The 21619-nt window shown below is 62.9% G+C and carries 18 protein-coding genes; 12 read left to right on the top strand and 6 right to left on the bottom strand.

The annotated features are described in order from the left end of the window. Positions 1-17: 17 nt before the first annotated feature. From GGR17_RS01600 to GGR17_RS01585, 4 genes are all read right to left on the bottom strand, one after another. Entirely contained in the window at positions 18-338 is a 321-nt protein-coding gene (locus GGR17_RS01600; protein ID WP_037204381.1) for a 2Fe-2S iron-sulfur cluster-binding protein, read from the bottom strand. A gap of 195 nt (positions 339-533) precedes the next feature. Further along, positions 534-1712 carry an OmpP1/FadL family transporter gene (locus GGR17_RS01595; protein WP_054538359.1) on the bottom strand — a complete coding sequence of 393 codons (1179 nt, stop codon included), beginning with the start codon at positions 1710-1712 and terminating at the stop codon, positions 534-536. A 73-nt stretch (positions 1713-1785) separates the two neighbouring features. Next, positions 1786-2541: an SDR family NAD(P)-dependent oxidoreductase gene (locus GGR17_RS01590; protein WP_054538360.1), complete on the bottom strand. Its 756-nt coding sequence runs from the start codon at positions 2539-2541 to the stop codon at positions 1786-1788. Between the two features lie 32 nt (positions 2542-2573). Then, the gene (locus tag GGR17_RS01585) at positions 2574-4061 is read right to left on the bottom strand and encodes an aldehyde dehydrogenase family protein (RefSeq protein ID WP_207642698.1); all 1488 of its coding nucleotides are present in this window, start codon (positions 4059-4061) and stop codon (positions 2574-2576) included. A 1050-nt stretch (positions 4062-5111) separates the two neighbouring features. Between GGR17_RS01585 and GGR17_RS01580 the strand changes: the two genes are divergently transcribed. Both GGR17_RS01580 and GGR17_RS01575 read left to right on the top strand, forming a co-directional pair. Further along, entirely contained in the window at positions 5112-6404 is a 1293-nt protein-coding gene (locus GGR17_RS01580) for a cytochrome P450 (protein WP_054538361.1), read from the top strand. A 116-nt stretch (positions 6405-6520) separates the two neighbouring features. Next, positions 6521-7765, top strand: a complete 1245-nt coding sequence (locus GGR17_RS01575) for an NAD(P)/FAD-dependent oxidoreductase (RefSeq protein ID WP_054538362.1) — start codon at positions 6521-6523, stop codon at positions 7763-7765. A 58-nt stretch (positions 7766-7823) separates the two neighbouring features. On the opposite strand, the gene GGR17_RS01570 is transcribed toward GGR17_RS01575, so the two are convergent. Beyond that, positions 7824-8645 carry a MerR family transcriptional regulator gene (locus GGR17_RS01570; RefSeq protein ID WP_162231810.1) on the bottom strand — a complete coding sequence of 274 codons (822 nt, stop codon included), beginning with the start codon at positions 8643-8645 and terminating at the stop codon, positions 7824-7826. A gap of 153 nt (positions 8646-8798) precedes the next feature. Between GGR17_RS01570 and GGR17_RS01565 the strand changes: the two genes are divergently transcribed. The 7 genes from GGR17_RS01565 to GGR17_RS20460 all read left to right on the top strand — a co-directional run bounded on the left by GGR17_RS01565 (position 8799) and on the right by GGR17_RS20460 (position 16957). Further along, complete coding sequence (locus GGR17_RS01565; protein ID WP_054538365.1) at positions 8799-9836, top strand: nitroreductase family protein; 1038 nt, start codon at positions 8799-8801, stop codon at positions 9834-9836. 102 nt (positions 9837-9938) lie between these two features. Next, the gene (locus GGR17_RS01560; protein WP_054538366.1) at positions 9939-11576 is read left to right on the top strand and encodes a GMC family oxidoreductase; all 1638 of its coding nucleotides are present in this window, start codon (positions 9939-9941) and stop codon (positions 11574-11576) included. A 55-nt stretch (positions 11577-11631) separates the two neighbouring features. Next, positions 11632-13128, top strand: a complete 1497-nt coding sequence (locus tag GGR17_RS01555; RefSeq protein ID WP_054538367.1) for an aldehyde dehydrogenase family protein — start codon at positions 11632-11634, stop codon at positions 13126-13128. 73 nt (positions 13129-13201) lie between these two features. Continuing rightward, positions 13202-14254 carry a TRAP transporter substrate-binding protein DctP gene (gene dctP / locus GGR17_RS01550; RefSeq protein ID WP_054538368.1) on the top strand — a complete coding sequence of 351 codons (1053 nt, stop codon included), beginning with the start codon at positions 13202-13204 and terminating at the stop codon, positions 14252-14254. Positions 14255-14312: 58 nt separating this feature from the next. After that, positions 14313-14795, top strand: a complete 483-nt coding sequence (locus GGR17_RS01545) for a TRAP transporter small permease (RefSeq protein WP_162231811.1) — start codon at positions 14313-14315, stop codon at positions 14793-14795. A gap of 4 nt (positions 14796-14799) precedes the next feature. Then, positions 14800-16107: a TRAP transporter large permease gene (locus GGR17_RS01540; RefSeq protein ID WP_054538370.1), complete on the top strand. Its 1308-nt coding sequence runs from the start codon at positions 14800-14802 to the stop codon at positions 16105-16107. Positions 16108-16225: 118 nt separating this feature from the next. Continuing rightward, positions 16226-16957: a FadR/GntR family transcriptional regulator gene (locus GGR17_RS20460; protein WP_162231812.1), complete on the top strand. Its 732-nt coding sequence runs from the start codon at positions 16226-16228 to the stop codon at positions 16955-16957. On the opposite strand, the gene GGR17_RS01530 is transcribed toward GGR17_RS20460, so the two are convergent. Further along, positions 16954-18324, bottom strand: a complete 1371-nt coding sequence (locus tag GGR17_RS01530) for a hypothetical protein (protein WP_054538372.1) — start codon at positions 18322-18324, stop codon at positions 16954-16956. The genes GGR17_RS20460 and GGR17_RS01530 overlap by 4 nt on opposite strands. Positions 18325-18460: 136 nt before the next feature. Here GGR17_RS01530 and GGR17_RS01525 point away from each other — a divergent pair, with 136 nt between their 5' ends. From GGR17_RS01525 to GGR17_RS01515, 3 genes are all read left to right on the top strand, one after another. Continuing rightward, positions 18461-19183: a FadR/GntR family transcriptional regulator gene (locus GGR17_RS01525; protein ID WP_052071210.1), complete on the top strand. Its 723-nt coding sequence runs from the start codon at positions 18461-18463 to the stop codon at positions 19181-19183. 102 nt (positions 19184-19285) lie between these two features. Beyond that, entirely contained in the window at positions 19286-20440 is a 1155-nt protein-coding gene (locus GGR17_RS01520; protein ID WP_054538373.1) for an acyl-CoA dehydrogenase family protein, read from the top strand. A gap of 13 nt (positions 20441-20453) precedes the next feature. Further along, positions 20454-21611, top strand: coding sequence for a CaiB/BaiF CoA transferase family protein (locus GGR17_RS01515; protein ID WP_054538374.1), 1158 nt, complete (start codon positions 20454-20456; stop codon positions 21609-21611). Positions 21612-21619 lie beyond the last annotated feature (8 nt).

Raw genomic sequence — 21619 nt, 5'->3', positions numbered from 1 at the left:
TCTCCTTCACGCGACAATCAGAATTGTTCGATCGGCAAGTGCACAACCAGGCCATCCAGTTCGTCGGTGATCTCGATCTGGCAGCCCAGACGCGCTGTTTCGGCAATCTCGGGCAGGAAGGTCAGCATCGACTCTTCGTTTTCCGAACGGGCACCGGTCTTGGCAAACCACTCGGGGTCAACGGTGACGTGGCAGGTTGCGCAGGCGCACATGCCGCCGCAATCGCCATCGATGCCCTCGATGTTGTTGTCGACAGCGGCCTGCATCACATTGCTGCCGACCGAAGCTTCAACCTCGTGTTTGGTGCCGTCGTGGTCCACAAAGATAATCTTAGCCATGTTTCCTCCTCCAAAGCTGCGGCAGTTTGGTGCCGCCTTGTCGGGTTGATCCGGTTGCCGGGAAACCCGAAGTGATATTTGGCCTGATATACTAATGGCCGGACCATTATGTCAATTCAAGCCCCTGAGAGATCCTGCGGCACAACCTTGCTGAAATGCCGCAGGAAAAGGGTGATTTTGGACTTTCCGAGCCGGTCAGAAGGTCCAGCCGTAGGTGACGGCATAGGTGTCGATTCGGGTGTCCAGGTCGGTGCCCGTCGACGCGCCGGTGCCGGTCTGCTTGCGTGCGATGGCGCGGTTGAAGGCAAAGCTCCACTCGCGACCCTCGCGGGGTTTGTAGGTTGCGCCGATGGCGACGTGGGTGTCGGGCGTAACCGGGGTGAAATAGTTCAGGGCGTTATCGTCGGTTTCCCACAGGCGGTTCGATTTGCTGACGCCGCCGCGAACCGTCCACTTGTCGTTCAACGTGTACTCTGCGCCCAGCTTCAGGATGTTCTGCTCGTTCCATCCGGTGCCGGGGCCATCGGCCGCACCCAGAACAAAGCTGCCGGGGAAGCCGTTGCCCAGCGGCGTGACGTCTTTCCAGTTGATCCAGTGGTAGTCGGCCAGCAGGGTCAGCCTTGGGGTCGCATCCACGGCGATGCCCAGAATGGCCCGGGCGGGCAGGTCGACATCGGTCTCGTCCGCGAGGTGGCCTTCGTATCCTTCGAGGTCGCCCAGGTGGATCTGGCTGAAATAGCTGGCGGAGAGCCGGACCGTATCGCTGAGCCGGCCCATGTAGCCGAGGCTGAACCCGGCCCCGAACGAGCCGGTATCGCCGGGATCGGCAACGCCGTAGGCCTGCAGGCCGGTCAGATCGAAATACTGGCCCGCGAGCAGAAGCGAGGCACCGATCGCGTGATCCTCGTTCAGCTTGTACGAAACCGACGGCGCCACAACCAGCTGCATCAAGGTTGCGCCGGTATCGGTGACGCCGGGGGCAGGCGGGATCGGTTCGCCATAATCCACAAGGACGCCGACGCCATAGGACGACAGGCCGAAGGCCCATTTGTCATTGTACTGGTAGGAGACGCTGGGCAGCACTGCGGGCAGCAGCGGCTCGTCGCCATAGGGCGCGCCCAGCACGGTGGAATTGATGTCGACCGACAGCAGGGTGCCGGTGATATCGACGCGGTTGCCGGTAAAGGCGAAACCGGCGGGATTGACCGCCCCGATCTGGCTATCCGTCGGATTGGCGGCCCCGGCACCGGCCATGCCCAGAGTGGTGGCGCTGTAGCCCGAGAACATCAGGCCGTCATTCGCCTGGGCGGCCAGCGGCGCCAGAGCGGCCACGCCGGCGGCGGCGGCAATGCGTTTTGCGTGTGAAAAAGTCATGAGTTCCTCCCCTCGTGCGTGATCCCCCGGGCCGTTTCCTCCCCGGCCCGGGGCACACATCTTTTGTTGTTTGTTACTGGCTGAAGAAGATGCCGCCATCGACGATGATGTTCTGGCCGGTGATGTAACCGCCTTCATCAGACGCGAGGAAGGCCACCACATTGGCGATATCCTTGGGCTCGGACGCGCGCTCGATCAGCCGCATGGAGCTTGCGACACCTTCAAAGGCCTCGTGCTGGTCCGCGTTGGCCTTGGCGTTTTCCGAGTGGGTGTAGCCCGGCGAAACGGCATTCACGAGCACGCCGCTCTTGGTCACCGACATTTCGCGGGCCATGGCGCGGGTCATCGCGGCCACGGCACCTTTGGAGCTGACGTAGTGCAGCATCATCGGAATACCCAGATGCGCGATCACCGAGGCGATGTTGACGACACGGCCATAGTCCGATTTGCGCAGCGCGGGCAGGCAGGCCGAGGTGCAGATCCACGGGCCCATGACGTTCACGTCCATCAGCTTGCGCCAGTCGCTTTCCTCGATGGCTTCCATCGGGGTGTAGTTCAGGCCGGTGAAGATGCCGGCGTTGTTCACCAGGATGTCGATCCCGCCGAACTTTTCCTCGGCTGCTGCTGCTGCGGCGGTCATCGACTCCTTGCTGGTGACGTTGGCTTCGACACCGATGGTGTTGCCACCCATCTCGGCCGCGGCTTCGGCGGCGCCTGCGATGTCGGCGATGACGACGTTGGCGCCCTCTTTCTGGAACAGTTCGGCGATGGCGCGGCCGATGCCGGTGGCGGCGCCGGTGATGATGGCGGTTCTACCCTGAAGTTTCATGTAGTCTTCTCTCCTTGGAATTCTGTGGTGACTCAGCCGAACTGCTGATCTTCCAGTGCTGCGACGACCGATTTGGTTTCGGTGTAGAGGCTGATGCCCTCTTCCGAGACTTCGCGGCCCCAGCCGGAAGACTTGAACCCGCCGAAGGGCATCGACGGATCGACGATGCCGTGGCAGTTGATCCAGACCGACCCGGCATCCAGCTTGGCCGCGCTGGTGTGGGCGGTGCGCAGATCGTTGGTCCAGATGTTGGCGGCGAGGCCATAGACCGAGTCATTGGCCTCTTTGATCACGGCATCCATATCGTCGAACGGGGTGACGGACAGGACGGGGCCGAAGATCTCTTCCTTGACGATGGTCATGTCCTTGGTGGTGTTGCCGAAGATGGTGGGTTTGACGAAATAGCCCTCGTCGCCCACGGTTTCGCCGCCGCAGATCAGATCGGCGCCCTCGGCCTTGCCCTTTTCGACATAGCCCATCACGCGATCCTGCTGGGCCTGCGAGACGAGCGGGCCGAGCATGGTGGTCGCCTCGCGGCCATTGCCCATGGGGAAGCTTTCCACCACCTGGGCCAGGCCGCCCACGACCGCGTCATAGACCGAGCGGTGCACATAGAGCCGGGTCGCGGCGAAACAGATCTGGCCGGAGTTGAAGAAACAGGCCAGGGCGGCGCCCGGGATGGCCTGCGCCAGATCGGCGTCGGCGCAGATGATCGACGGCGACTTGCCGCCCAGTTCCAGGCTGACGCGCTTCATGTTGCCAAGGGCGGCGGTGGCGATCTTCTTGCCGGTGGCGGTCGAGCCGGTGAAGGCGATCTTGTCGATGCCCTCATGCGCGGCCATGGCCTGGCCGGCGATATGGCCAAAGCCGGTGACCACGTTGACCACACCTTCGGGCAGGCCGGCCTCGTGCATCAGCTGAACCAGCCGCAGGGTCGACAGCGAGGTAACCTCGGACGGTTTGAGCACGACGGTACAGCCGGCGGCCAGCGCCATGGCGAGTTTCCAGGATGCCATGGCCAGCGGATAGTTCCAGGGCGTGATGGCACCGACAACGCCGACCGGCTGACGCAGGGTATAGGCGTGGAACGCGCGGCCATCGCCACTGACCGGAATGGTCTTGCCGCCCAGTTTCGAACACCAGCCGCCCATGTAGCGGAAGATCTCGGCCGAGGCGGGCAGGTTGACCATCATCGCCATGCTGGCGGGCATGCCGTTGTCATAGCTTTCCAGCAGCGCCAGTTCCTGTGCGTGCTCTTCGATCTTGCGCGCGATATCTTCCAGCAGCTTGCCGCGGTCGATCGGGCGCATCCGGCTCCATGCGGCACCTTCAAAGGCGGCGCGGGCGGCGGCGACGGCCCGGTCGACATCTTCTTCGGTCGCTGCGGCAAGCTGGGCGATCGTGGCGCCGTTCGACGGATCCTCGACAGGAATGGATTCTTCCGATGCGGCGTTGACCCACTTGCCGCCGATCAGCATTTGGCCGGTCGGCGTGTGGATCAGATCCTTGATGTCTGTCATGTTTCAGGTGCTCTCACAGGTGATGTTCCGTACCGTTCAGACACAGCTTCCCAACCCCCTGCATGTGATGAAGAGATCGGTTCGCGTGAATGGCGAAACAGGTGTTGGCCAACCCCTCGGGGTGACCGTCAGGTCAGATTTTCGGCAATTTGTTTGATTGTCGTCGCGCGCCGGTTCGAACCGGGTCGGTCATGATGGCTCCTCCCTCTTGTGGCTGCGTACCTGACATCCCGCGCGCCCTCCCTTGGCGTTTGATGGCGGAATGCACAGCTCGTGTACGCTGCTGTATCGGCGAGCAAGGTAGGCGGGGCAGGGCAATACTGTCAATAAAAATGCGTATCAGCAGAACGCAAACCATCCCTATGCCGTGGCCCGGTGGGATCGTGGCTTGGGGCAGATTTCACCAACTTATTGAAAGAAATTAATTATTTCTGTTTCGAGGGGTGGTTTTGGTGTGAAAGGCCATCCAAAACAGCGCTTTTGCCTGATTTATGGCGGCATGACAGGGGCTGTACTGTCGATTCCTGACGCGCCGAATCGGCCGTGGTTCCACGGCGACCTTTTAAAGGATGATCCATAAGCCATGAGGGATGAGGGGTGGAACGAGCGATGCGATCGAGATCGGAAATGCTGCAAGCGCAGCGCTTGATGGGGCCAAATCTTGAAAAAATAAATTAAAACAACAAGAAATCGTGTTCTCGGCTTGAGTTTCGCAGCGTGCCTGGAGGGGGATCTGGCGGCAATATCCGCCGGAGGCCGGACCCCTCTGAAGGCGGCGTCAGGCCAGAAATACGGGAAAAGTTAAGCACTATGTTGACGAAAGCCGATTTTGCCGCGTATTTTGCGTATATTGAATGCGCAAAATGGGCAGGGAGGTCCAGCGCGTCGATGGGAGGAGAAATCACATGAATACCGCTACGAGTCTGAGCGGCGCCTGGTGGACCAGGGGTCGGACGATCAGGTGAAGCCGTTGATTTCGCTTCTTGAGTTACCTGCAATCAGCGGTCGCCGCCTTCACCGGTGCGTGGCCTCTTCAGACATGGAGTTGAAATGTCTCAGACGATGATCCCCGCCGAGCTTGTGGCACCTTTGTTCAATCCGCTGACCTTTGGCATTGGCAAACGTGACCAGGCGCACGAAATCCTGAAAACTCTGCGCCAGGACTATCCGCTGGGCAAAGCCGAGGTGCCGGGTTTCGATCCGATGTGGATCGTGTCGCGCTACAGCGACGTGCGCGAGGTGCTGCGCAAGGATGACGTGTTCCGCTCGGCCATCGAATCCAAGACGCTGGTGCCGCAAAGCGGCAAGGAGCTGGTGGCGCAATACACGGGTGGCAAAAAGAACATTCTGCGCACGCTGGTGCATATGGATGGCGAAGACCACATCAAGCACCGCAACCTGACCGCGCCCCAGTTCACCCCCGAGGGGCTGAGCAAGTTCAAACCGATGGTCGAGGAAAGCGCGGACCGCTGGATCAAGGTCATGGACGAGCAGGCGCCCGAGATCGACTTCGCCAAGGAGGTCGCGTTCCGCTACCCGCTCGAGGTCATGATGGATATCGTCGGGGTCGACCGCAAGGATCACCCGCGCATCCTGGAGCTGGTGCAGTGGTTCTTCAACTTCGCCGACCCCGATCTGATGCGCCCCGGCGCCGATCCGACCGACCCCACCGAGGTGGTGAAAACCTGGGATCTGGTGAACAACGAATTCGGCAAGATGTATTCCGAGGTGATCGCCGATCGTCGCGGCTGCCCGAAAGACGACGTCGCCACGATCCTGGCCAACAGCGAAAAGCATGGCTGCCCGATGGATCCGAATACGATGATCTCGTATTTCCTGATCTTCTCGTCGGCGGGGCACGATTCCGCGGCGGCCACCACCGCCACCGGTATGTGGTATCTGGCCGAACACCCCGAGCTTCTGGCGGAACTGAAGGCCGATCCCAAGCTGATCTCCGCCTTCGTGGAAGAAGCGATCCGCTGGACCTCGCCGGTGCAGCAGTTCATCCGCACCGCGAATGAGGATTACGAGCTGAGCGGCCAGCAGATCAAGAAGGGCGATCAGATGTATGTCTCGTACTTCTCCGCCAACTTCGACGAGGACATGTTCCCCGAGCCCTTCACCTTCAACATCCACCGCCGCCCGAACCGCCACATCACTTTCGGCGCCGGCAACCACATCTGTGTGGGCGCCAACCTGGCGCGCATGGAACTGAAGGTCTTCTGGGAGAAACTGATCCCGCGGCTCGAAAGTGTCGAGCTGGCCGGCGAGCCCAAAATGGCGAATTCCGAATTCGTCTGCGGGCCGAAAAGCGTGCCGATCCGGTACACGCTGACGGCCTGACCGGGTTTCCCGGGCTTCGAAGAGGCCCGGGAGTCTTCTCGTCGGCGGTAGTGGCCGCCGGCGGATTTTTAAGGGCGCGTGACGCCCGTTCACGCGCACAGACAACGAGACACGACATGGAAAGCTCGAACGAACAGAAAATTGTCATTCTTGGGGCAGGTCAGGCCGCAGGCACCGCCGTTGTGACGCTGCGCCAGATGGGGCACGAAGGCCCGATCACCCTGGTGGGTGACGAGGCCGCGCCGCCCTATCAGCGCCCGCCGCTGTCCAAGGCCTATTTCAAGGGCGAGCTTCCCGAGGCGCGGCTCTATGTGAAGCCCGCCGGCTTCTACGATGAGAAGAATGTCACGCTGAAGCTGGGGCAAAGGGCGGTTTCGCTGGATCGCACCGGAAAGGCCGTGACGTTGGAAAGCGGCGAGGTGCTGCCCTATGACAAGCTGATCATCGCCACCGGGTCGCGCCCGCGCGTGATCCCGGTTGCGGGGGCTGACCTCGACGGCGTCATGGTGCTGCGTACGCTCGAGGATGTCGACAAGCTGCAGCCGCTGGCCACCCGGGGCAAACGCCTGGTGGTGGTCGGGGCCGGCTATATCGGGCTGGAGGCAGCCGCTGTCGCCCGCCAGCTCGGGCTGGAGGTGACCGTGCTCGAGGCGATGGACCGTGTGCTGGCCCGTGTGACCAGCCCGGTGATTTCCGAGTTCTATCAGGAGGCGCATCGGAGCGCTGGTGTGGACGTACGGCTCAACGCCCGGATGAAGGGCTTCGTCGGCGAAGGCGGCCATCTGACCGGGGTCGAGATGGAGGATGGCGAGGTCATTCCCGCCGATATCGTGTTGGTCGGCATCGGCATTCTGCCGAACCAGGAGCTGGCGGAAGAGGCCGGGCTGACCTGCGAGAACGGTATCAACACCGACGCGCAGGCGCGCACCTCCGATCCCGATATCTATGCGATCGGCGACTGTGCAAACCGGGTCATCGTGCAATACGGTCATCGCGGGCGGCTGGAGAGCGTGCACAACGCCATCGAGACCGCCAAGATCGCGGCCGCGTCGATCTGCGGCAAACCGGCCCCGGCGCTGGATGCGCCTTGGTTCTGGTCGGATCAGTACGACATGAAATTGCAGACCGCGGGCCTGTTGGCGGGCTTCGATCGGGCGGTGGTGCGTGGCGACATGAGCGCGCGCAAGTTCTCGGTCTGGTACCTCAGGGACGGCGAGTTCCTGGCGCTGGACGCGGTGAACATGCCGGGCGAGTTCATGGCGGCCAAGCGGCTGGTGGGCAAGGGTGTCAGGCTCGATGCCGAGGCGCTGAAAGACCCGTCTTCGGACCTCAAGCTCATGATTGCCGGCGCTATGGCCTGACCGGCCGGCACCTCCTCCCACGGCAATCATGCGCGGCGCTCCTTGGGGCGCCGCGTTTTTATTCGGGCTTCCGGGGGGCTTCTGGGCCAATCTTCTTGAGGAAGCTCTTCAGGCGCAGCAGTCCGAAGAACTCGAGCATCAAGGACAGTGCCTGTTCCAGCATATCGACCGCCTTGTGCTCATCAATCCGGCCTTCCACGCGCTCACGGAAGAGGTGGGATTCATGGGTGGCGACATATTCCGCCGCATGGCGATAATAGCTGAGGATATCGGCTGAAAATCCATGCGCTTCGTCGAACCCCGCGGCCCGCATCTGCGACCACAGCTGAAGCATGCGCGCGTCGGACAGGCTGACGGTGGGGCCGTCCTTGCCGTCGATCAGCGTCACAAGCCCCTGGTTGGCCATCAGATGCGCGTCGCTAAGGGCCATCGGGTTCCGCTCGGCCAGGCTGTCGAGCGAGACGTTCCCGGTGCTGTCATATTCCACCCGCGTGGCCAGCAGCGTTTCCAGATTCTGAAAGGCGCGTGCGTCCAGCCGGCGGTTCATTTGCTTGCCGCTCAGCACGTCGCGGATCTGCGGCAAGGTCATGCCGGATTGTTTCTGCAGATTGCGCACGGCGCGTATCGTCTCGACATGGGTTTCATCATAGTCGGCGACATTGCGCTTGGGGCGCGACGGTTCTGGCAGCAGGCCGTGCCGGAAGTAGACTCGAATAGTCTCGCGATTTACGCCAGTTTGGGCCTCGAGATCACGCATTTTCATGAGATGTATATAGAAATTAACAGCGTACTGCGCCAGTCTTTTTCGCCTGTGCGCGCGCTGTAATGCGGCGCTCTGCCCGGTGCGGCCCGGGGTGATGTGCTGGCCCTGCAATGCCATCACAATTTGCAAAGGGGGTGCCATAGGCGGATGCGCATGAAAAAGCTGTTTCTGCCCAAATAAATGGCAGTTTTGAGGTGTTAATTGCGCTTGACGTTTGCTGCTTTGCCAATGGTACTACCAATTGAGCAATCTGCAAGGGGAGGAGCGGGCATGGCTGTCGCGGAAGTTTCACAAAGGAAAAAGGCGGAGGCCGGGCGGGCCGTCGCCGAGGCGCCCGTGGGCCTGATCCGGCGGGCACAGTTGAGCGTGGGGCTGCTGCGCAATTTTGCGTATGATGCATTGCGGTTCTGGCACCATTCCTACCTGCTGGGGGCAACGCGCCGCCAGCACCTGGCCGCGCGCATCCTGGCCGACGCCCATTTCCTGGAATACGGGATGGCGCTGAGCGATGCGCAGCCCGGCTTTGGCCGGGCACGGGCGGTAAGGCTGGCGCGGGATTTGTCCCGTTACGCCCCGCAGGCGGGCGAAGACGTGACGGTCACGACGGGTCTGGGCGTGCTGGAAGCCTATCTGGCGTTCAACGCCCCGGTGCCCGAAGGGCTGGGCCCCATCCGCGACGCCATGGCGGGTCTGAAGGCCCGCGGGGCCGAAGAGGTTCAGACCGGTGTTGAAACGGTGCGGCGTGCGCAGGTGCAGGCAGCGGCGAAGGTTGATTTTCTGGAATTTGTCCGCGCCCGCCATAGCGTGCGCAGCTTTGTACCCGGGCCCAGGCCTGACGAGGAAATCCGCCGGGCGGTGCTTGCCGCACGCGAGGTGCCCTCCAGCTGCAACCGGCAGACCTGCCATGTGCATGCCTATACCGACCCCGATTTGCTGAATCGGGTGCGCAAACTGCAGGCGGGCAACCGCACCTTCGGCCATCAGCTTTCGGGAATTCTGGTTGTCACCAGCGATCTTGGCCGGTGGGAAACCATCGGCGAGCGCTATCAGCCCTGGATCGACGGCGGCCTGTTCGCCATGACCTTGGCCTACGCCCTGCATGCCGAGGGGCTGGGCACCTGCATGCTCAACTGGTCCGTCGAGCGACAGCAGGACCGCAAGCTGCGCAAGCTGATGGGGCTGGACGACAGTCGGCTGGTGGTCGTGCTGATAGGAATCGGCTGGATGCCCGAAGAATTCTCGGTCTGCGCCTCTCAGAGGCTGCCGGTTTCAGAAATCCTGTCCTTAAACCAGCGCCTTGACGGATAATCCTGATATGCCCGGCGCGGATGAGCAAGGGGAATTGACATGCCTGCTCTGTTTTGTGTCTAATGGTTCGGCCATTAAAAAGAATGGACCTTGGGAGGGGAAATGTCGGACATCCAATTTGACTATGTTGTAATTGGCGCCGGTTCGGCCGGCTGTGTGATCGCAAACCGCCTGTCGGCGGACCCGAACCTGCGCGTCGCACTGATCGAGGCGGGGGAGTCCGACAAGCGTTTCCCCTTGAACCTGAAGGTCAAATTGCCGTTCGGAAACATCTTCCTGCTGCCCGATGATCGCTACAACTGGAAAGATGAATTCATCGCCTCCGAGGCGAACCCGGACAAACGCATTCCATGCCCGCGCGGCAAGCTGGTGGGCGGATGTTCGGCCGTGAACGGAACCGTCTACATGCGCGGCCATTCGTCGGATTATGACGAATGGGAGGCACAGGGGAACCCGGGCTGGAGCTATGACGAGGTGCTGCCCGCCTTCATCGCGCATGAAAACTGGGGCCTCGACGTCAACGACGGCTACCACGGCCGCGGCGGCGAGTTGAACGTGGGCCCGGTGCCCACGCCCAACGTGATTTCCGGCGCGATCATGGCGGCGGGCGAAGAGGCGGGCCACGCGGCCGTCGAAGATTTCAACGGGCCGGAGCAGGACGGGCTCGGCCTGTTTTCGGTGAACCAGAAAAACGGCATGCGGATGAGCAGCGCGCATGCGTTCCTGCATCCCGCCATGGGGCGGCGCAACCTGACGATCCTGGATCAGTCTCTGGTCGAGCGGATCAATGTTGAAAACGGTCGGGCCACGTCCCTGACCATTTCGCGCAAGGGCAAGCGCCAGACCGTGCGCGCCGCGCACGAGATCATTCTGTCCGCAGGAACTGTGAATTCCCCGCATTTGCTGATGCTCTCGGGCATCGGTCCGGCGGCCGAGTTGCAGAAACACGATATTCCGGTGGTCGCCGATCTTCCCGGCGTGGGCCAGAACCTGCAGGACCACCCCGCCGTTGGCGTCGCGTTCGAGGATATCTCGGGCAACACGCTGGCACTGTCGTGGAAGACCTTGCCGAAGCTGGCCGCGCAGGCGATGCGCTATGCCTTCACCCGCACCGGCGTCTTTGCCTCGAACGTGGCCGAGGTGGGCGGGTTCCTGCGCTCCAAGGCGGGGCTGAACCGCCCCGACGTGCAGGTCACCTGCCTGATGGGCCTGAAAACCGCCGCCTCTTTCATTCCGCGCCAGCACGGGTTCGTGACGCTGATCAACATCTGCCGGCCGGAAAGCCGCGGCCGGATCGAGCTGAAATCGGCCTCGCCGACGGATCGGCCGACGCTCATCGCCAATTTCCTCGACAGCCAGAATGACGTCGATACGCTGGTGCGTGGCGTGCGCGAGGTTCGCAAGATCATGCGCAAACCGGCCATGGCGGCCTATGCGGGCAAGGAGTTGGTGCCCGGTGCCCAAGTCGAAAGCGACGAGGCGCTTGAGGCTTATGTGCGCGAAACCGTGGCCACCGTCTATCACCCCGTGGGCACCTGCAAGATGGGCCCCGACACCGATCCGACGGCGGTCGTCGATGCGCGCCTGTGCGTGCGCGGGGTCGGCGGGTTGCGCGTGGCCGATGCCTCGATCATGCCCTCGATCGTGGCCGGCAACACGTCGGCGCCCGCGATGATGATTGGCGAGCGGGCGGCGGCCTTCATTCTGGAAGACCGCCAGGCCATGCGCCAGGTGGCCTGAACGCCATACTATTTTCCCCGCACTCATGCCGGGGCAGCATTCCAGGGAGAGACTCATGGGAATTCACGATCAACGCCTGCAGGATACGATCGCGCTGGCAAAATCCAAGCCGGGCCAGTTGCTGATCGACGGACAGTGGGTGAACGCGCTGTCGGGCGAGACCTTTACCACCGCGACGCCTGCCACCGGCCAGGTCATCCGCGAGGTGGCCAAGGGCGGCCCGGGTGACATCGACCTCGCTGTTGCCGCGGCCCGCCGCGCGCTGGAAGAGGGGCCGTGGTCCAGATTCTCGCCCTTCGAGCGGCAGGCGGTGTTGCTGAAACTGGCCGATCTGGTCGAGGAGCATTGGGACGATATCGCCAAGCTGGACTCGCTCGATCTGGGCAACCCGATCACGCGCACCGCAGCCGGCAAGCGCCGGTCTGTCGGCCTGTTGCGCTATTACGCCGGGCTTGCGACCGCGATCCACGGCCACACCATCGAAACCTCGGCCCCCGGCAACCCGCTGGCTTATACGCTGAAAGAGCCGGTGGGCGTGGTCGGTGCGATCAACCCGTGGAACGGCCCCTTCGGCATGAGCGTGTGGAAAATTGCGCCCGCGTTGGCCACCGGCTGCACCGTGGTGCTGAAACCCGCCGAACAGGCGCCGCTGTCGCCGATCTATTTCGGGCAACTGTGCCTCGAGGCCGGCGTGCCGCCCGGCGTGGTCAACGTGATCTCGGGCATGGGCGACGCGGGCGCGCATCTGGCCGCGCATCCGGGCGTCGACAAGGTGGCCTTCACCGGGTCGACCCATGTGGGGCAGCGCATCATCGAAGCTTCGGCCGGGAACGTGAAGCGGGTGACCCTGGAGCTGGGCGGCAAATCCCCCAACATCGTTTTCGCCGATGCCAACCTTGACAAGGCCGTGCCCGCCGCCGCGATGGCGGTGTTCCTGAACTCGGGCCAGATCTGTTCGGCCGGAACGCGCCTGTTTGTCGAAGAAGCGGTGTATGACGAATTCATCGAAAAGGTCGCCGCCTTCACCACGTCGCTGAAAGTGGGCGATCCGCTGGATCTGGAAACCCAGCTTGGCCCGGTGGTGTCGCAAGAGCAGATGGAGCGTATCATCGGCTATCTCGACATCGGGCGCGAGCAGGGCGCGACGGTTTCGGCCGGGGGCGGCCGTATTCTGGAGGACGGTCTGGAGAAAGGTTATTTCCTGCAGCCGACGGTGTTCAGCGGCGTCGATGACGATATGAAGATCGCCCGCGAAGAGATTTTCGGCCCGGTCCTGTCAGCCTTGAAATTCACCGATATCGACGATGTCGTGCGCCGTGCCAACGATACCAGCTTTGGTCTGGGCAGCGGTGTTTGGACCCGCGATATCAGCAAGGCCACCCAGATGTCGCGCCGCCTGAAGGCGGGCAGTGTCTGGGTCAATTCCTATCAGTTGATGGATCCCGCGGTGCCCTTCGGCGGCTACAAGATGAGCGGCTACGGGCGCGAATCCGGGGTCGAGCACATTGAGGAGTTCCTCAATACCAAGGCGGTCTGGATTGCCGAGGGATAAGCCAAGCGGGCGGCGCACTGGGAGGTGCGCCGCCCGTTGAATTTTTGATTTCCATATGAGGGAGGTATTGGAAATGCTCACGAACAAACTGCTGCGGGCCCCGGCGCGCGTTCTGGCCGCCGTCGCGTTTTGCGCCGGCATCATTCTGGGCGGCGCGGCCTTCGCGGCTGACGACAAGACAACCCTGTCGGTCTCGATCTTCACCCCGCCCAGCAGTGACCTGAACAAGCTGTTCCGCGTGATCGAAGAGCAGCTCGATGCCGAAACCGACGGGAAACTGGATCTCGAACTGTTCGAGGCCAGCCAGATGGGCCCGGCCCCGCGCCAGTTCGATCTGGTGCGCAAGGGTGTGGCCGATATCTCGGTCGCGCTGCTGGGCCTCACGCCGGGCCGCTTCCCCAAGATGGAACTGCTGGACATGGCCGGTGTGGTCGACACCGGTGTTGGCGTTGATGTTGCCGCGCCTGCCTCTGCCGCGGTTCTGGATCTGGCCGACAGCCACCTGAAAAAAGAGCTGGCCGGCGTCAAGCTGCTGAACATCGCCGTTCTGCCCAACCCGATCATCCTGACCAAGGAAGAGATCACCGGGCTGGACGAGCTGAAGAACAAGCGCATCCGCCACCCCGGCCCGGCCCATTCGAAAACGCTGGAGGCGCTCGGCGCTGTCCCGACCTTCGTGCCCTCGACCGAAATGTCCGAGGCCCTGGCGCGGGGCGCCGTTGATGGCATCCTGACCGGCTATGCGGGTATCCGCTCGTTCAAGCTTATGGACAGCGCGAAATATGTGATCGAGCTGGCCTCGGGTGGCATGACCTTTGCCGTGGTGATGAACCAGAAGGCCTATGACAAGATCCCCGCCGATCTCAAACCCGCCTTCGACAAGCACTTCGGCCCGCAAGGGCAGGGGGAATGGGGCCGCGTTCTGGCCCGTGCCGAGGTCGAAGTCCGTGACGAACTGATGGGGCAGGGGCTGGTCGTGAAAAGCCTGTCCGAGGCCGATACCGCAGCCTTCGCCGAGATGTCGGCAAAGCTGCGCGCCGATACGGCCCAGGCGTTGGACGCCAAAGGCCTGGATGCCACCGAGTTTCTGAACGCGCTGGATGTTGCAGCGGCCGCCTATCGCTAGGGGCAGGCACGGCCTGCGGGGAAGCACTCTGCGGGCCGTTGTCATGCCGGAGAAAATCATGTTGCTTCTGACCAAAATCAACCGGGTCATGCAGATCGGTGCCGCGCTGGCGATGTTCGCCATCATCGGGGTGACCCTGTATGACGTGATCCTGGGCGCGCTGACCGGGCGGCCCGTGAGCGGTGTCTATGACATCGTGGAAACCTGCCTGGCCTTCGTGATCTATCTCAGCGTGCCCGAGATCTTCCGGACCGAGGGCAACATCCGCATCGATCTGATCGATTTCGCGCTGCCGACGCCCGTGCTGCGGGTCGTCATCCTGTTCGGGCGGGTGCTGACGCTGGCCTTTGCGTTGCTGATCGCCATCGCGATCGTGGCCCCGTTTCGCGATGCGATCGTATTCGGAGATGCGAAATTCGAGACGGGCATCCCCGTCTGGTTCATCTGGCTGCCGATCCTGGCGGGCTCGTTCATGGCCGTGCTGGCCGCAATAGCCGTGCTGCTGTGGCCCAGCCACGACGCCAGAATTCAAAAGGACTGATCCAATGAGCGTTCAGATGATCGGCCAGCTTGGCATGCTGGTGCTAATCGCCCTTGTGTTTTTGCGGGTCCCGGTGGCCGTGGCCATGGGGCTGGTCGGCTTTGTCGGCTATGCGCTGATCAATGGCACGCAAAGCGCGCTGCTGGTCACCGGGCAGGTGCCTTATGACATCGCCACCAACTATACGCTGTCGCAGTTGCCCCTGTTCGTGCTGATGGGCGATCTGGCCGTGCGCTCGGGCATGTCGGGGCGGCTTTATTCCACGGCGCATGATCTTTTCGCGGGGCTGCGCGGCTCGCAGGCCTATGCGACGCTGGGCGCCAGCGCGGGCTTCGGCGCGGTCAGCGGTTCGTCGATCGCCACAGCGGCGACAATGACCCGGGTCGCGGTGCCATCGATGCGCGCGGCCAATTATGACGACCGTCTGTCGGCCGGCAGCATCGCGGCGGGGGGCACGCTGGGCATCCTGATCCCGCCCTCGATCGCGCTGGTGGTCTTTGCCATGATCGCCGAGCAATCGGTGCCGCGCCTCTATGCCGCCAGCCTGATCCCGGGCCTGCTGCTGTGCCTTCTCTATATCCTGATCGTGGTGATCCTGGTGCGGATATCGCCCGAATGGGCCCCCGAGCAAGAGGAACGTAGGGGGTTCCTCGCCCGGTTCCGCTCCATCTGGCAGGTGTGGGAAATCGTGCTGTTGTTCATCGTGGTGATCGGCGGGCTTTATGCCGGCATCCTGACCGCGACCGAGGCCGCCGCCGTCGGCGCCTTCGGGGCCTGGTTTCTGGGGGTGATCACCCGGCGGCTCGGCTGGGCCGACACTCGCGACGGGATCTTCGAGACGATCCGCACCACGGCGATGCTGTTCGTCATCCTTTGTGCAGCCCACATCTTCACCTATTTCGTGGTGCTTACCCAGATCCCGCAGGGGCTGGTGGGCGTGGTCGAGGGGCTGAACCTGAACCCCATCGTGCTGTTGCTTCTGATCGGTCTGTTCTATCTGATTCTGGGCTGCTTTCTGGAGGCGTTCGGCATGATCCTGATCACCGTGCCGATCCTGCTGCCACTGATCGAACAGGCCGGGTTCGATCCGATCTGGTACGGTGTCTTTCTGGTGATCATGATCGAGACCGGCATGATCACCCCGCCGGTGGGCATGAATATCTTCGTGATGCAAAGCCAGCTGCCGACGATGTCCTTGATGCGCCTCTATCAAAGCGTTCTGCCCTTCGTTCTGGCACCGGTCCTTCTGGGTGCGCTGATCATTTTCGTGCCCGAGATCGTCACCTGGCTGCCATCGACCCTGTTCGATTGACGTCATGGCGCCTGCGCGGCAGGGGGCCGTTGCCGCGCAGGCCCGGCGCTGACGGTTGCAAAGGAGACAGAAAACATAAAGATTGAATGGCCCGATCTATTTGCAAGGAATCTGTGGCGTGTCAGACAAGCAAGCGTTCAAGCCGGTTCGCACCAAACGCGCGTTCGAAGAGATCTGCGATCAGATTCGCCGCGAAATCCAGTCCGGCACATTGTCGGCGGGAGACAAGCTTCCCTCCGAGCGTGAGCTGGCCGAACAGTTCGAAGTCAGCCGTTCGACCGTGCGCGAGGCGTTTCGCACCCTGGAAATCGGCGGTGTTCTGTCGCTGCAGAAGGGGGTCAAGGGCGGGGCCGTCGTGATGCAGGGCGACATCAAGCCGATCACCCAGACGATGGAAGACCTGCTGTCTCTGGGCGGGTTGTCTTTGGAAGATTATACCGAGGCGCGTGTCATCCTGCAGCGTGAAATCATTCGCCTGGCCTGCGAGCGCGGCACCGAAGAGGATTTCGCCGCCATCGAGGCCAATATCGCCGAGCTGCGCGCCGCCGGCGCGGGGATCAGCAGCGATGAGCGGACCCGCCTGACGCAGGAGTTCTATCATCTTCTGGCCCTGGCCACGAAGAACCGTGCCATTTCCGTGGTCATGAGCGCGTTTACCGAGCCTTTGGTGTATTACATCCGCAAGATCGGGCCGGACAGGAGCTGGGATGTGGCCGCCTCACGCGCCAAATTCCTGGGCCATCTGAGGGAGCGCGACGTTGACGCCGCGATTGCCGAAATGGTGGACCACATGCAGCGCCTGCACAGTTATATACTGTCGCAAAACGCGGCGCCCGGCGCAGAGGCCTAGGGCCAGAACACCAGAAAACTGATGATCGCCACGGCCAGCGTGCCCAGGCAGAACAGGCCGTTCCACCGCAGCCCGATGGTGGCCGGTGTCTGATGCGCCGCCGACGACGTGATGGCGACGGTCGATGTCGCGGGCGACACGATCAGCGCCAGGGCCCATCCGGTCAGTGCCGAGAGCAGCAGAAGCGGCGGGTCGATCGCGATCTGGGCCGAGACGATGGCGCTGACGCAGACGGTGGCGGCGATCATCGGGTTGAGACCGGCGATGGATGTGACGAAAATCAGCAGGCTCAGAACGCAGGCCAGCCGCGCGCCCTCCAGCCCCGTGAGCAGGGCGAACTGGACGACGGCCTCGTTCGGGATCAACAGAGCGATCACCAGGCCGAGATAGCCGGCCGAAGCGATGATGGCGATCTCGTTGACCGCCACCGGGCCCTGTCGCAGGGTTTGAACGCCCAGAGCCGCGATGGCCCGCTGCGGGGAAAGCCCCGTGGGGCGCGCAATCGCGGCCCAGCCGATGGCAAACACCGGCACGATCATCAGGATCGCGCCGCGCAGCGGCAGGCCGAATGCGGTTTCCAGCGCCGAGGCGCCGCCGCTGATGGCCGCCAGAACCGCCAGCAAACCCAGCAATCCCCAAGGGCGCCCGGGGGTGTCCTTGGGGTGCGACTGGCGACCGGTGGGACTTTGCAGCCGGTCGAAAATCCAGCCGAGGCTCATGAAAACGGCGCTCGCGGTCAGGCCATAGGGCAGGAACTCTGTCCAGCTCAGCGCCGGCACCAGCGTCAGCAGCAGGTTGAGGCCCAGCCCCAGCGGCGACCAGAAAATGTTCGCGCCAAATCCGCGCAGAACGGCGTTCGTGATCCGGCGGATCTGAATCTGCGCGACCCGCTCGTCCGGGTTGCCCAACGGCCCGCGCAGGGCCACATGCAACAACAGCATGAGTCCGCCGATGTTCAGGAGAACACCGAAGACATGGCCGCCGGTGGCCAACAGCGCAAAGCGACGGGCCGGGGGTTGATGCACCACGAAACGCCCGGCCTGATCGACCATTGCGCTGCCCATAGCCGAAATGCGCAGGGGCAGCAGCACGGTGATCAGCGCCGGCAGATAGGCCGCGCGGCTGGCGACCCCGGTCAGCGCGCCCGGCGCCCGGCCGAGGATCAGATATGCGGCGGTGGCCGCGACAGCCGCCCCCAGCATCACCCGCGCGGCAAGGCCGGTTTTCCGCAGGCCCAGCAGGATATAGAAGGCAACCAGCGCCATGGCGGCGACGGCCCATTGGGGATTGCCCGTCAGGATCTCGAACAGCGACAGCACCGCCGCCGCGAAAATGGATAGTGCCGATATCAAGGTGGTCAGGGGCACGCGGTGGACTCCGGGTATTTCGCATTGGTTCTACCAACTGTGGCGATTTGAACAATGCCAAGTTTGGGCTGAGTTCTGGAATGGAGCCGGGAGACTTGGTAAGAAATGAAGTGAACAGAGCCGAAGGGGCAGCGCTGTGCCTGTAAAAGAAGAAGACAATCTGGATGTCGCGTTCAAGCCTGTCCAATCCCACCGGACCTTTGAACTGGTGTGCGAACGTGTGCGCGAAAAGCTGTTGCGTGGCGAACTGACGCCGGGCGACAAGCTGCCACCCGAGCGGGATCTGGCCGCGCAGCTTGGCGTCAGCCGCAATGTGGTGCGCGAAGCATTGCGCAGCCTGGAGATTGCCGGGGTCGTGGCGCTGCGCAAGGGGGTGAAGGGCGGCGCGTTCATTCAGGAGGGCGCGGCAAGCCGGATCACCCAGGCGCTAAGCGATCTGATCACGCTCAATGCCATCTCACTCAAGGATTTGTTCGAGGCGCGGATCATGATCCTCGAGATGGTCATCGACCACGCCTTCAAGGACGGCGTGCAACCGGATTTCTCGGGCCTCGAGGCGGTGATCGAAGATACGAAGAAGGCCACGTTGTCGGGAGATATCCCGCACAGAATCAAATGCGCATACCTTTTCTATCATGAGCTGGCGGCGCTCACCGGGAACAGCGCGATCATCTTTACGGTCGATTCCCAGACCGAGCTCGTGCAGACATTCCTGCGCTATCGCGTGTCCGACATGTCGGCGCAGACCCTGATTTCTTCGCGTGAGATTTTCCTTAAGCTGTTGAAAGCCGGAGAGATTGAGGCCGCGAAGATCGAGTTACGGGCGCATATGACACGGGTTCACACCAACCTCTGGTAGGGGAGGGCCGCTTTCTGGCATGCGCCGAGGGAGGGGTGGGTTTCTTACGCTTGACGCAAAAAGGTAGTACCTTTAATCCTTTCTTAAAGGGGAGGAGCGCACATGCTTGATTCACACGACCAGACCGCCGAGTTGGAAATGTTCCGGAGCGAGGTGCGCAAGCTCGCGCAGAAGGAATTCGCGCCCATCGCCCAGAAAATCGACGAAGAGGACGCGATGCCCGAGCACGTCGAGAAGCTGCTGGGGGATTTCGGCCTGATGCAGATCCAGGTGCCCGAGGCCTATGGCGGCCCCGGCGGCAGCCTGACCATGACCTGCGTCGCCAAAGAGGAAATCGCCCGTGCCTCGTTCTCGGTGTCGCATCTGGTGGGCAGCTCGGATTTTGCCGTCGTGCTGCCGCTGCTGCATTTCGGAACCGAAGAGCAGCGCCAGAAATACCTGCCCGATGTCGCCACCGGCACGATCTGTTCGGCCGTGGCGATGACCGAACCGGGCACCGGCTCGGACGTTTCGGGGATCAAGACAACTGCCCGGCGTGACGGGGACGACTGGGTCATCAACGGGCAGAAAACCTATATCACCAAGGGCGACAAGGCGAAGTATTTCATGATCTACGCCCGCACGTCCGAGGGTAAGGGCGGTGACGGGATTTCGACCTTCATCGTTGAATCCGGCACCCCCGGTCTTACCATTGGCAAGAGCCCCAGGAAGATGGGCCTGCGCGGGATCAAGAGCGTCGATCTGTTCTTCGACGACCTGCGGGTGCCTGCCGATACGTTGGTGGGCGAGGAGGGCAGGGGGTTCAAGAACGCCATGACCTGTCTGAACTACAACCGCCCGACCGTCGCGGCCTCGGCCCTTGGTGTGGCGCAGGGCGCCCTGGATATGGCGCTGGCCTATGCCAAGGAGCGGGTACAGTTCGGCAAGCCGATCGGGCACCATCAGGGCGTCGGCTTCCTGCTGGCCGACATGCGGATCCAGATCGAAGCGGCGCGGGCCCTGCTCTACAAGGTCACGGCCATGGCCGATGCCGGGGAAACGGCGCAACTGCCCGAAATGGCCTCGGTGGCCAAGGCGTTTTGCAGCGACACGGCGATGAAGGTGACGACGGATGCCGTGCAGGTCTTCGGCGGCGCGGGCTATCTGGTGGAAACCGGGATCGAGCGGCTGATGCGCGACGCCAAGGTGACCCAGATCTACGAGGGCACCAGCCAGATCCAGCGCATCGTCATCTCGCGCGCGATGATGGCTGATTGAGCGGGTCGGGGGAATGACGGACGAACCCGCCGACCGCCCGCTGCGCGTGATTGATTTCACGCTGGTCATGGCGGGGCCTTTCTGTACCCGGATGTTCGCCGATATGGGTGCCGAGGTGATCAAGGTCGAGCCACCCACCGGCGATACGATGCGGGGCCGCCCGCCGATGGAGGATGGCAAAAGCCGCTATTTCGGGCATCTCAACTGCGGCAAACACAGCCTTGCCGCCGACCTGAAAGACCCCGACGACCTGGCGCTGGTACGCGATCTGATCGCCACGGCCGATGTGGTGGTCGAAAACTATCGCCCCGGGGTGATGGAGCGGCTGGGGCTGGGCTATGAGACCTTGTGCGCGACCAATCCGCGGCTGATTTTCTGTTCGATCTCTGGCTTCGGGCAAGAGGGGCGTGCCGCGAAACAGCCCGCCTATGCCCCGATGATCCATGCCGCCAGCGGCTATGATCTGGCGTTGATGGGCTTCTCGCCCGATGCGGACCGCCCCGCGCCCACCGGCATGTTCGTGGCCGACGTCATGGCCGGCGTCTATGCCTTTGGCGCGGTTCAGGCGGCGCTCTATCAGCGCGAGAAAACCGGGGCGGGGCAGCAAATCGACGTGGCGCTGATGGACAGCATCTTGTCGATGATGGTCTATGAATGCCAGGAGGCACAGGCCCCACAGCCGCGCGCGCGCCACGTCTATGGGCCGCTTAAGGCAAGTGATGGTTTTGTCATTGCCGCGCCGCTGAGCCAGAAGAACTTTGACTGTCTGGGCGTGCTGCTGGGCGGGCCCGACTGGATCGCGGATGAACGCTTTGCCAGCGCGGCAGGGCGCGAGGCCAACTGGGCCGAGATCATGCGCCATATCGAGGGCTGGACCGCCACCCGCAGTGCGGCGGACTGTGAACGGCTGATGTTGGAGGCCGGCGTGCCCTGCGCGCGCTACCGCACCGTGGCCGAGGCCATGGCCGACCCGGCGCTGGGCGACCGCGGGTTGTTGCAGACGATCGGCGACGCCGGGGCCAGCTATCAGGTGTTCAACCCGCCGTTCCAGATGTCGGGTTGCGATGTGCGCGCGCGTGACCGGGTGCCAGAGCTGGATGGTGCGCGGGCGCGGCTGCAGCGGGAAATCAATGCGGCCTCTGTAGACGCGACGCTTGTGAAATCTACGTAAAGGAAGCT

The organism is Actibacterium naphthalenivorans (assembly GCF_014196965.1).
GTDB classification, from domain to species: Bacteria; Pseudomonadota; Alphaproteobacteria; order Rhodobacterales; family Rhodobacteraceae; genus Actibacterium_A; species Actibacterium_A naphthalenivorans.
The sequence above is the reverse complement of the archived record's forward strand: the minus strand, read 5'-3'. Positions and strand labels throughout refer to the sequence as shown.